At 66.2% G+C, this 12064-nt stretch carries 9 protein-coding genes; 6 read left to right on the plus strand and 3 right to left on the minus strand.

Features of this window, described 5'->3' with window-relative positions:
- Window positions 1-1221: an ABC transporter substrate-binding protein gene (locus AC6I21_RS12055; protein ID WP_497762456.1), complete on the minus strand. Its 1221-nt coding sequence runs from the start codon at window positions 1219-1221 to the stop codon at window positions 1-3.
- Window positions 1222-1245: 24 nt separating this feature from the next.
- Window positions 1246-2478 carry an ABC transporter substrate-binding protein gene (locus AC6I21_RS12060; protein WP_138176650.1) on the minus strand — a complete coding sequence of 411 codons (1233 nt, stop codon included), beginning with the start codon at window positions 2476-2478 and terminating at the stop codon, window positions 1246-1248.
- Between the two features lie 261 nt (window positions 2479-2739).
- Between AC6I21_RS12060 and AC6I21_RS12065 the strand changes: the two genes are divergently transcribed.
- The 3 genes from AC6I21_RS12065 (at window position 2740) to AC6I21_RS12075 (ending at window position 6772) form a co-directional block, all read left to right on the plus strand.
- On the plus strand, window positions 2740-3213 hold the full coding sequence (locus tag AC6I21_RS12065; RefSeq protein WP_138176647.1) for an Lrp/AsnC family transcriptional regulator: 474 nt from the start codon (window positions 2740-2742) through the stop codon (window positions 3211-3213).
- Complete coding sequence (locus AC6I21_RS12070) at window positions 3210-4592, plus strand: aspartate aminotransferase family protein (protein WP_054821243.1); 1383 nt, start codon at window positions 3210-3212, stop codon at window positions 4590-4592. Before AC6I21_RS12065 ends, AC6I21_RS12070 begins: the two co-directional genes overlap by 4 nt.
- 194 nt (window positions 4593-4786) lie before the next feature.
- Complete coding sequence (locus tag AC6I21_RS12075; RefSeq protein WP_497762457.1) at window positions 4787-6772, plus strand: acyl-CoA dehydrogenase family protein; 1986 nt, start codon at window positions 4787-4789, stop codon at window positions 6770-6772.
- A gap of 19 nt (window positions 6773-6791) precedes the next feature.
- On the opposite strand, the gene AC6I21_RS12080 is transcribed toward AC6I21_RS12075, so the two are convergent.
- Entirely contained in the window at window positions 6792-8390 is a 1599-nt protein-coding gene (locus tag AC6I21_RS12080; RefSeq protein ID WP_138176639.1) for a PucR family transcriptional regulator, read from the minus strand.
- 124 nt (window positions 8391-8514) lie between these two features.
- Between AC6I21_RS12080 and AC6I21_RS12085 the strand changes: the two genes are divergently transcribed.
- The 3 genes from AC6I21_RS12085 (at window position 8515) to AC6I21_RS12095 (ending at window position 12040) form a co-directional block, all read left to right on the plus strand.
- Entirely contained in the window at window positions 8515-10023 is a 1509-nt protein-coding gene (locus AC6I21_RS12085) for a CoA-acylating methylmalonate-semialdehyde dehydrogenase (protein ID WP_138176636.1), read from the plus strand.
- A gap of 56 nt (window positions 10024-10079) precedes the next feature.
- The gene (locus AC6I21_RS12090) at window positions 10080-11450 is read left to right on the plus strand and encodes an aspartate aminotransferase family protein (protein WP_497762458.1); all 1371 of its coding nucleotides are present in this window, start codon (window positions 10080-10082) and stop codon (window positions 11448-11450) included.
- Between the two features lie 134 nt (window positions 11451-11584).
- Window positions 11585-12040, plus strand: coding sequence for a hypothetical protein (locus AC6I21_RS12095; RefSeq protein WP_138176630.1), 456 nt, complete (start codon window positions 11585-11587; stop codon window positions 12038-12040).
- The last annotated feature ends 24 nt before the right edge of the window (window positions 12041-12064 follow it).

The raw sequence follows: 12064 nt of genomic DNA on the forward strand, positions 1-12064 counted from the left end.
CTATACCCCAATGACTGCTTGGAATTGGTTCTGCAGTTCGGTTTCTTCCTCAACCGACAGTTCACGTTCGGTGGTGGCCTTGGCCAGGAACTCCTGATCCGGGAAGATCAGCGGGTCCTCGACCAGTTCCGGGTCGATCTTGGCCATTTCCTGCTGGGCGCCGACCACCGGACAGAGGTAGTTCACGTATGCGGCCACCTCCGCGGCGACGACCGGGTCGTAGTAGAAGTCCATGAGCTTCTCGGCGTTGGCCTTGTGCCGGGCCCCGATGGGCACCATGAAGTTGTCGGACCAGATCAGCCCCCGCCGCTCGGGCATGATGAACTCCCACTGGTCCCCCTCCTCGAAGTTCAGCTGGGTGATGTCCCCGGAATACACGATCCCGGCCAGGGCGTCCCCGGAGACGAAGTCCTGTTTGTACGAGTTGCCCTTGACCTGCCGGATCTGCCCGTTGGCGATGTTGCGTTCGAGAACTTCCAGGGCCGAGGAGTATTCGTCCTGACCCCAGTTGCCGGCGATGTCCACGCCCTGGTCCAGCAGCAGCATGGGCACGGTGTCGCGCATTTCGTCCAGCACCGTCACCCGTCCCTTGAGCGCCGGATCCCACAAGTCCTCGACGTTGCGCAGCCCCTTGGGGAAGGCCTTCTTGTTCCAGGCCAGGCCCGTGTAGCCGGATTGCCAGGTCAGTGAGAATTTCCGGCCCGGGTCAAAGCGCACGTCCTTCAAATCCGGCAGCAGGTTGGCCAGGTTGGGGATGTTGGCGTGGTCCAGCGCCTGGGCGTACCCCATGCGGATCAGCCGTTCGCTCATCCAGTCGGTGAGGGTGATCAGGTCCTGTCCGATGTCCTGCCCGGCCGCCAGCTGTCCCTGGATTTTCCCGTAATACGAGTCATTGGAGTCGATGTCCTCGGAGTACTGCACATCGATCCCGGACTGCTTGATGAATTTCTCCAGTGTCGGGTACGTCTTGGACTGGTCGTCGTAGTCCAGGTACAGCGTCCAGTTCGCCCATCCCAGCCGTTGCTCCGCGTCGGAGAGGTCGGCGGCGGCGGTGGGAGCGGTGGTGGTCTTGCCCGTTCCCCCGGTGCCGCAGGCCGCCAGCAGCCCGGCCAGGGCCAGGCCTGCCGCACCGCCCAGCACCCCGCGCCGGGTCATCTGTGCTTCGGCAATCGCCCGGGAAAGCGCGCGCCGCTGCCCTGCCTGGTGTTGTGCACGAGACATTACGAATCTGCTCCCCTCGGCTTCTTAAGCCCCGATGGCACTTTGGAATTCGGAACTGAAGCTGGTTTCCTCCTCCGGCTCCAAAGACCGGAAGGCGAAGGCACGGTTGAGGTCTTCCTCAGTGGGGAAGATCAGCGGGTTGTCCACCAGTTCCGGGTCAATGGACTGCATGGCTTCGCGGGCCCCCACAACCGGGGAAATGAAGTTCACGTACGCCGCAACCTCGGCGGCCACCTGCGGTTCGTAGTAGAAGTTCATCAACTTCTCGGCATTGGCCTTGTGGGGTGCGGCAATGGGCACCATCATGTTGTCGCTCCACAGGGTGCCGCCGGCTTCGGGCAGCACGAACTCCCACTGGTCGTCGTTCTCGAAGTTCATCTGCACGATGTCCCCGGACCACACGATCCCGGCAATCGCATCCCCGGAGATGAAGTCCTCCTTGTACGCGTTGCCCTTGACCTGGCGGATCTGGCCGTTGGAAATGTTCTGGCGCAGGGTATCCAGGGCGGTACCGAACTCCGATTCGCCCCACTGCCCCGAGATGTCCACGCCGTTGTCGAGCATCAGCAGTCCCATGGTGTCGCGCATTTCATCCAACACGGTGATCCGGCCCTTCAGCTCCGGCTGCCACAGGTCGGCAACGGTTTTCAGGCCCTTGGGGAAACGCTTCTTGTTCCAGGCGATGCCGGCGTAGCCGGACTGCCAGGTCAGTGAGTGCTTGCGTCCGGGGTCAAAGTCCACCTCCTGCAGGTTGGGCAGCAGGTTGGAGATGTTAGGGATGTTGCCGTGATCCAGTTCCTGGGTGTAGCCCTGGCGGATCAGCCGGGCGCTCATCCAGTCGGTGAGGGTGAAGATGTCCTGGCCAATGTCCTGGCCCGCGGCCAGCTGGCCCTGCACCTTGCCGTAGTAGGTGTCGTTGCCGTCGATGTCCTCGGAGTAGTTCACCTTGATGCCGGTGTCCTTGGTGAACTGCTGCAGGGTGGGATACTTCTTGGTCTTGTCGTCGTAGTCCAGGTACAGCGTCCAGTTGGCCCAGTTCACGACCTTTTCGGAGTCGGACAGATCGGTGACGTCCACCGGCGCCGCCGAGGTTCCCCCTCCGGTGCCGCTGGTGCCGCAGGCTGCCAGCAGACCGGTGAGTCCCAACGCGCCGGCGGCCCCCAGCACCGAACGGCGGGACATGGAGCGGGCGGCCAGGGCCTGGGCCAGCGCCCTGATCTGTGGATCTTCAGGCAGTCGTCTTTGCGAGTGAGACATGGGCTTCCCTTCATCAGCAAGGTCCACGGGAAACTGTGGCGTGCACCACAGTCGTTGGTGCCGCTTATCCTTTCAGCATTTCCGGCGCGAAACAAGAGCCAAACGAAAGAATCCTTTACTCGTCCGAAAGGGTGCAACGAAATCATTTTCTCCATAGCCCTTCCGCAACTGATTTAGTCGCTGTATGGTCGGGATTACACCTCAGTGCCGCGGCCGGGTGGCAACGGCGCTTCCAGCAATGACCGGGGAGGTCGATATTTAATGACGGTGCCGCACAACGGAAGTACCCCCCACGCAATTGACGAAATCTCCAAGGAGATCATCGAGCAGCTGCAGGAGGACGGGCGTCGCTCCTATGCGGCTATCGGCAAGGCCGTGGGCCTGAGTGAAGCCGCTGTCCGGCAGCGGGTACAAAAACTGGTCGAAAGCCGCGTGATGCAGATCGTGGCGGTCACCGACCCGCTGGAACTGGGCTTCACCCGCCAGGCCATGATCGGCATCGTCGCCTCCCAAGACATCAACACCACAGCGGATCGCATCGCGGCCCTGCCCGAGGTCGACTACTGCGTGGTCACCGCCGGTCCATCGGACATTCTGGCGGAAGTCATCTGCGCCAACGACGAGGACCTGCTTCGCGTCGTCGCCAACATCAGGGGCATCGAAGGGGTCAAAAGCACCACCACCTTCATGTACCTCTCACTAAAGAAACAGGAATACAACTGGGGAACGAGATGAGCACAACTCCACGCGGCACAGACCGCCAACAAGCCGCCCGCGACCACCTGTGGATGCACATGGCCCGCCATTCACACCTGGCCTCCGGGGGCACCGTCCCGGTCATTACCCGGGGCGAAGGCCACAACATCTACGACGATGCGGGCAAGGAATACTTTGACGGGCTCTCGGGCCTGTTCGTGGTCAACGCCGGACACGGCCGCACGGAACTGGCCGAGGTCATGGCCAAGCAGGCCGAAAAGCTGGCCTTCATGCCGCTGTGGTCCTACGCCCACGAACCAGCCATTGACCTGGCCGAGCGCCTGGCCGGCTACGCTCCGGGCGACCTGAACCGCGTCTTCTTCACCACCGGCGGCGGTGAAGCGGTCGAATCCGCGTTCAAGCTGGCCAAACAGCACTTCAAGATGAAGGGCAAGCCGGGCAAGACAAAGGTGATTTCCCGTGCCCTGGCCTACCACGGCACCCCGCAGGGGGCGCTGGCCATCACCTCGCTGCCGGACATGAAGACCCCGTTCGAGCCGCTGGTGCCCGGCACCTTCCGGGTACCGAACACGAACTTCTACCGCGCCCCGGAAATGTTTGCCGACAATGAAAAGGACTTCGGGTTGTGGGCCGCCGAACGGATCCGCGAGGCCATCGAGTTCGAAGGCCCCGATTCGGTTGCCGCCGTGTTCCTGGAGCCGGTGCAGAACTCCGGGGGCTGCTTCCCGCCTCCCCCGGGCTACTTCGAACGCGTGCGTGAAATCTGCGACGAGTACGACGTGCTGCTGGTCTCGGATGAAACCATCTGCGCCTTCGGCCGCATCGGCTCCATGTTCGCGTGCAACGATTTTGGCTACGTCCCGGACATCATCACCAGCGCCAAGGCGCTGACCAGCGGCTACGTCCCGCTGGGCGTCATGATCGCCTCGGATCGGTTGTTCGAGCCGTTCACCAAGGGCGACACCACCTTCTACCACGGCTACACCTTCGGCGGTCACCCGGTGGCGGCCGCGGTGGCGATGGCGAACCTGGACATCTTTGAACGCGAATCGCTGAACGAGAACGTGAAGAACAACGCGGAGAAGTTCAAGGAAACCCTCTCCAAGCTCACCGATCTGGACATCGTCGGCGACGTGCGCGGGGCCGGTTACTTCTACGGGATCGAGCTGGTCAAGGACAAGAGCACCAAGGAGACCTTCAACGACGAGGAATCCGAGCGGCTGCTGCGCCAGTACCTGACCCCGGCGCTGTGGGAGGCCGGCCTGTACTGCCGCGCCGATGACCGCGGCGACCCAGTGATCCAGCTGGCCCCGCCGATCACCATCGGCCAAAGCGAATTCGACTACATCGAATCCACGCTGCGTTCGGTCCTGGCCGAGGCCTCCAGCAAGATCTAGGGTCCTGGACCCCAACCCCGGCGGGCCGCTCCACTGCTGGAGCGGCCCGCCGGGCTGCATTCGGCCTTGGGTTGTTGGGTCCCGGGTCGGCGCCTACCCCTACCCCAGGGGCCGGTTCGGCGCTAGGCTTGGGGCACCTCATCGGTCTGGCAGTCTGCCGCCGGCAGATTGCGCGCTGGTACTAAGGATCTGCCATGAACCAACAAGCCGGATTGAACCACGTCGACGCGGCCCGCTCCCGGGAAGTCGCCGAAGCCTCCCGTGAACAGGACTGGCAGCGGCCCAGTTTCGCCAAGGGCCTGTACATGGGGGATGCCGATTTCTCCCTCATCGACCCGTTCCCGCAACCCGACCCGGACGCCGCCGCACGCGGCGCCCACTTCCTCTCCCGGCTCGATGCCCTGGTGCAGAACATCGATGCGGCCCGCCTCGAGGCCGAGGCCCGCATCCCGGATGAAACCATTGCCGAGCTGCGCGGCATCGGAGCGTTCGGGATGAAGATCCCCACCGAATACGGCGGACTGGGCCTGAGCCTGCTGGACTACGGCCGGGCGCTGATGCGCATCGGCTCGGTCTCCCCCGCTATCGGGGCGCTGCTCTCGGCCCACCAGTCCATCGGGGTGCCCGAACCGGTCAAGAGCTTTGGCACCGAGCAGCAGAAGCGCACCTACCTGCCGCGTTGCGCCGCCGGGGCGATCAGCGCCTTTCTGCTGACCGAGAATGACGTCGGCTCCGACCCGGCCCGCCTGGGCACCAAGGCCCGGCTCAGCGAGGACGGGGAGCACTACATCCTGGACGGCGCGAAGCTGTGGACCACCAACGGGGTGGTGGCCGAGCTGCTGGTGGTCATGGCCGCCGTCGCCCCGCATGAGGCCACCGGCTCCCAGCCGGCTGGCCGCGGCGGGATCACCGCGTTCGTGGTGGAGGCGGACAGCGCCGGAATCACCGTGGAGAACCGCAACGCCTTCATGGGTCTACGCGGAATTGAGAACGGGGTCACCCGATTCCACGGGGTCAAGGTGCCGGTGGCCAACCGGTTGGGCAAGGAGGGCAGCGGGCTGAAGATCGCGTTGAGCACGCTGAACACCGGCCGGCTTTCCATTCCGGCCATGTGCGCCGGGGCCGGAAAGTGGGCAACCAAGATTGCCCGGGAGTGGTCCGCGGCCCGCGTGCAGTGGGGCCACCCGATCGGCCGGCACCAGGCGGTGGCCTCCAAGCTGTCCTACATCGCCGCCAGCACCTACGCCCTGGAGGCGGTCTTTGAACTTTCCGCCTCACTGGCCGATGCCGGGATGAAGGACGTGCGCATCGAGGCGGCGCTGGCCAAGCTCTACAGTTCGGAGGTTTCCTGCAAGATTGCCGACGAGCTGCTGCAGATCCGCGGCGGACGCGGTTACGAGACGGCCGCATCCCTGGCCGAGCGCGGCGAGCGCGCGGTGCCGGTGGAACAGCTGGTGCGGGACCTGCGAATCAACCGGATCTTCGAGGGCTCCACCGAGATCATGCACCTGCTCATTGCCCGTGAGGCAGTGGACGCGCACCTGCAGGCCGCCGGGGACCTGGCCCGGGCGGATTCGAGCATGGAGCAGAAGGCGAAGGCCGCGCTGGGGGCCTCGGGGTTCTACGCCAAATGGCTGCCCCAGCTGGCGCTGGGCTCCGGGAACCTGCCCACCGCCTATTCGGGACACGGTCCGCTGGCCCGGCACCTGCGCTATGTGGAACGCGCCTCGCGGCGCATTGCCCGCCAAACGTTTGCGGGCATGGCCCGCTGGCAGGCGGCCATGGAACGCCAGCAGAATTTTTTGGGGCACATCGTGGACATTGGCGCCGAACTGTTCGCCATGGCGGCGGTAATCTCCAAGACCCACGCCCTGCAGGAGGCCCAGGACGGCCGACACGATGCGGCGCTGGCCCTGGCGGAGGCATTCTGCGAGCAGGCGACGCTGCGCTGCGAGGAACATTTCGAGCGCCTGTGGCAGAACACGACGCAAACCGATGACAAGCTGGCCCAGCGGCTGCTGGACGGTGACTTCAGCTGGCTGGAGGAGGGCGTGCATGACGTCTCCGCCGGCACCGGGCCATGGATCGCGGACTGGTCCCAGCAGCAGCGGCCCGATGCCCGACGGCTCTACGGGCCCGATGCGGGCCAGGCGGAACCCACCGCCGACGCCAACGGCTAGGACCAAGCGGCGCCGGGAGCTAGCCGTGCAGCCGGTACCACATCAGTGCCACCTGCAGGCTGGCCCGGGATTCGGCGCTTTCCAGCGATAGCCCCAGCTTGTCCTCCAGCTTGGCCAGCCGGGCGTAGAGGGTGGGGCGTGAGAGGTATCCGGCCTTGGCCAGCGCGGACTTGTTCCCGCCGTGGCGCAGGTAGAGCTCGAGCAGTTCCAGCCCCTCCGCGTCCAGGGGCTGCAGCACCCCGGAAAGCTCGGTGTGGGCGAAGCTGCGCATCCTGGCGTCCTGGCCCATGGCCGCCAGCACCCCGCGCAGGCGCAGGTCCGCGAACCGGTAGTAGGGCTGGGCGCGGGTGGGCAGGTTCGGCACGATCTCGGCCACCTGCGCGGCATCCTCCAGGTTCTTGGCGCACTGGGAAATGCCGGTCGCCTCGGCCCCCACGCCCACCGCCACCGTCAGGCTCAGGCTTTCGCCCAGCTCCCGGGAGAAGCGCTGCAAGGTTCCCTCGACCAGTTCCCGGGCCGCCACCGGCAGCACCGCCCCGAGCACCCCGGAGCGCAGGGAGCCGGCCAGCACGCCCAGGCGCATGGTCTCGGCCACCTGGTCCATGACCTCCAGCACCTCGCGTTCGCGCAGCTGCATGCTCGTGGGGCTCTGCCCGGCCGGCAGCATCAGCCCGACGGCGACCGGCACGTAGTGCGCGGCCGCGTCCAACCCCAGCGCCTCGGCGCGCACCTGCACCTCCCCGGCGGAGAGCGAATGGTGCTGCAGCAGTTCGTGCAGCAGTGAGGTGCGCGCCTGGTAGAGCAGTTCGCGCTGGTCGCGCCCGGAGAGCCGGGCAATGGTCAGCGTCTGCCCGGCGCGTTCGAGCACCAGGGCGGCATTGGCTTCATCCTCCAGCCGGGCCGGCACCACCAGCCGGCCCCAACGGCTCTTGACCGCACCGACCGGGGTCTGCAGCCAGTCCTCGGCCCCGTGGCTGCGCCCGGTGGATTCGGCGTAGGCCACGAACCGCGAGCGGCTGATCCAGTGCTCCAGCACCGAGGCGGCCCCCTGCCCTGCCCCGGCGTGCGCGAGCACCCGGTGGCGGACGTCTTCGAGCACCACCGGGGCCTGCAGCAGTTCGGCGGTGCGCTCCACGATCATGTGTTCATCGGCTTCGCTCAGCGAGAGCTCGGTGAAGATCTCATGCACGTGCCGGGAGAACTCGACCACGCGCAACTGCTCGGCCACCAGCAGCTTGTGGATCACCTCGGTAATCTGCACGAACCGCACCCGCCGGCGCAGCCAGATCACCGGCAGCCGGTGTCCGGCCGTGGCCTGTTCAAACAACCCCCGGCACGCCTCCGGCTCGGCCGAGTAGTACTCGATCAGCACCCCGGCCGCCCCGGCCCGCTGCAGCTCGTCGAGGAATTCACGCAGCCGCCGTGGGCTGGGTTCCACGTTGCGCAGCGTGCTGAGCACCAGTTCCCCGCCTTCGAGCAGCCCGGCGTTGTCCGGGGATTCGGTGACGTGCACCCAGCGCACCGGGCGGTGCAGATCCTGGTTGCTCCCGTAGACCACCGGCTCCGCGGCGCGCACCACCTCCAGGTCCAGTACCTGCGCCATTGTCAGTTCACCCACGGCCAGCCTTTACAGTTCGATAACTACTACAGGTAAATCATGACACGTTGTCTGTGTGGTTCGTCATATTTTTGGCCCATGATGTTTTCAAGAGCACCCGAACGTCCCGGAAAGGACCACCTCGATGACCACCACCATGACCGAAACCCTGCAGCACTGGGTCAACAACGCCGCCTTCTCCGGTGAGGGCCAGAGCCGCACCGGCAAGGTCTACAACCCGGCCACCGGCGAGGTCGCCCGCGAGGTCGCCCTGGCCTCGAAGGCCACCACCGAGGCCGCCATCGCCGCCGCGGCCACCGCCTTCCCGAAGTGGCGCGACACCTCCCTGGCCCGGCGCACCGCCATCATGTTCCGCTTCCGCGAGCTGCTGGCCGAGCGCAAGGGCGAACTGGCCGCCATCATCACCGCCGAGCACGGCAAGGTGCTGGATGACGCGCTGGGCGAAGTGGCCCGCGGCATGGAGGTGGTCGAGCTGGCCTGCAACGCCCCCTACCTGCTCAAGGGCGAATACTCGGAAAACGCCTCCACCGGGGTGGACGTGCAGTCGCTGCGCCAGCCCGTGGGCGTCTCGGCGATCATCTCCCCGTTCAACTTCCCGGCCATGGTGCCGCTGTGGTTCTTCCCGGTGGCCATCGCCGCCGGCAACGCCGTGGTCCTCAAGCCCTCCGAGAAGGACCCGACCGCAGCGAACTGGCTGGCCGAGCTGTTCGCCGAGGCCGGGCTGCCCGAAGGCGTGCTGAACGTGGTGCACGGGGACAAGGAGGCGGTGGACACCCTGCTCACCGACGAGCGCATCGCCTCGGTCTCCTTCGTTGGCTCCACCCCGATCGCCCAGTACGTCTACTCGACCGGCACCGCCCACGGCAAGCGGGTCCAGGCCTTCGGCGGGGCGAAGAACCACATGCTGGTGCTGCCCGACGCCGACCTGGACCTGGCGGCCGACATGGCCGTGAACGCCGGCTATGGTGCCGCCGGCGAGCGCTGCATGGCCATCTCCGTGGTCGTGGCCCTGGAGCCGATCGCCGATGAGCTGGTGGCCAAGATCGCCGAACGCTCCAAGAAGCTGCGCGTGGGTGACGGCACCCGCGGCTGCGACATGGGCCCGCTGATCACCGGGGAACACCGCGACAAGGTCGCCGGGTACATCGATGCCGGCGTGGCCGCCGGGGCCGAACTGGTCCTGGACGGACGAGAGGGTTCCACCGACGCGGACGGTGAGGGCTTCTTCCTGCACCCGACCCTGTTCGACAAGGTCGGCACCGACATGTCCATCTACACCGATGAGATCTTCGGCCCGGTGCTCTCGGTGGTGCGCGTGGAAAGCTTCAACGACGGCATCGAGCTGATCAACGCCTCGAAGTACGGCAACGGCACCGCGATCTTCACCAACGACGGCGGCGCGGCCCGCCGCTTTGAAAACCAGATCCAGGTGGGCATGGTCGGGGTCAACGTCCCGATCCCGGTGCCGGTGGGCTACCACTCCTTCGGCGGCTGGAAGGCCTCACTGTTTGGTGACCAGCACGCCTACGGTCCGGAGGGCTTCAAGTTCTTCACCCGCAACAAGGTCGTGACCAAGCGCTGGCTGGATCCCAGCCACGGCGGCATCAACCTCGGCTTCCCGCAGAACGACTAGCGCCGCGCCCCGGCGCACGTCACCCAACGCGTTTCGTTGAGTAAAGGATAGAACTCATGACCGAACAACTGACCAGCGATCTCTCCGCCGAGCAAATCGCCGCGGGCCGGCGCGCCTACGAGCTGGACAAGGCGCACGTCTTCCACTCCTGGCAGGCCCAGGGCCCGTTCAGCCCGATGACGATCCTGAAGACCGAGGGCTCCCACGTCTGGGACGGCGAGGGGCGCAAGCTCATCGACATCTCCAGCCAGCTGGTGAACACCAACATCGGCCACCAGCACCCCAAGGTCATCGCCGCCATCCAGGAGCAGGCCGCCAAGATCGCCACGATCGCCCCGCAGCACGTCAGCGACGTGCGCTCCGAGGCGGCCCGGCTGATCGCCGAACGCACCCCCGGGGATCTGAACAAGATCTTCTTCACCAATGGCGGGGCGGACGCGGTGGAGCACGCGGTGCGCATGGCGCGGCTACACACCGGGCGGAACAAGGTGCTTTCGGCCTACCGCTCCTACCACGGCGGCACCCACATGGCGGTGAACATCACCGGGGACCCGCGGCGCTTCGCCTCGGACAAGGCCACCGACGGGGTGGTGCACTTCTTCCCGGCCTACCCGTACCGTTCCTACTTCAACTCCACCACCGAGGCGGAGGAAACCGAGCGGGCGCTGAAGCACCTGGAGGACACGATCATCCTGGAGGGCCCGGGCACCATTGCCGCGCTGATCCTGGAAACGATCCCCGGCACCGCGGGCATCTACCTGCCCCCGCCCGGCTACCTGCAGGGGGTGCGCGAACTGACCCGCAAATACGGGATCGTGTACATCGCCGACGAGGTCATGGCCGGCTTCGGGCGCTCGGGTGAATGGTTCGCCCTGGACCACTGGGACGTCACCCCGGATCTGCTCACCTTCGCCAAGGGCGTGAACTCCGGCTACGTGCCGCTGGGCGGGGTGGCGATCAGCGAACCGATCTTCGAGACCTTCCGCGAGCAGGTCTACCCCGGCGGGCTGACCTACTCGGGGCACCCGCTGGCCTGCGCCGCGGCGGTGGCGACGATCAACGCCATGGAGGACGAGGGCATGATCGCCAACGCCAAGCGGTTGGGCGATGAGATCATCGGGCCGCGGCTGCGCCAGTTCGCCACCGAGCACCCGGCGGTGGGCGAGGTGCGCGGCACGGGGGTGTTCTGGGCGATCGAACTGGTCAAGAACCGGGCCACCCGAGAACCGTTGGCCCCCTACGGGGGCAGTTCGCCGCAGATGAACGAGGTGGTCACCGCGGCGAAGTCCGCCGGCCTGCTGCCCATGGCCAACTTCAACCGGCTGCACGTCGTCCCGGCGATGAACATCCCCGACGAGGTGCTCATCGAGGCACTGGACCGGCTGGAACAGGCCCTCATCGTGGCCGACCGCTTCGTCGAGGAATAGACGCAAAATCCGGCACGGCCCGGAAGAACACCGCGGTCCGGGTCCCTGGCACAGGCCAGGGGCCCGGACCGCGGTGCTGTTCCCGGCGTGGCGGCAACCCTTGACAGGGTGATCCGCTGCACTAGATTTGGATCATGGATGCACGGACATACGCTGAGGTGGACTACCTCACCCCGATGATGCATCTGGGGATCGCGGGCATCCTGGTGGTCTTTGGCATTCCGCTGCTGCTGCACGGGCTGTTCCGCCGACGCCGGTTCAGCCGGTTGCGCGACGGGGAACAGACGTGGAAGGCCCGCTCCTCCATCCGCGTCCAGCTGCTCACCGGCGGTGTGGCGCTGCTGATCGCGGCCGTCTTTGGCGCCCTGTCGTGGAACGGCTACGAGCGCTCAACACGCCACCTTGAGGCGAACATCGTCCAGCGCTACCACCCCAGCAGCTTCGAACTGGGCTACTGGAACGGCTCCTGGGCCACCATCGACATCACCTTGCCCGACGGCACCCGCTTCCCGGACAGCATCGTGATGCTGCGCGCCGGCAGCGAACCGTTCATTGAGGACATCTGGTACCACCACAACCCCAAGCCCTGAGCCTGGCCCCACCCGGTTTCGGCC

This window comes from Glutamicibacter sp. St.4D3, assembly GCF_059728615.1.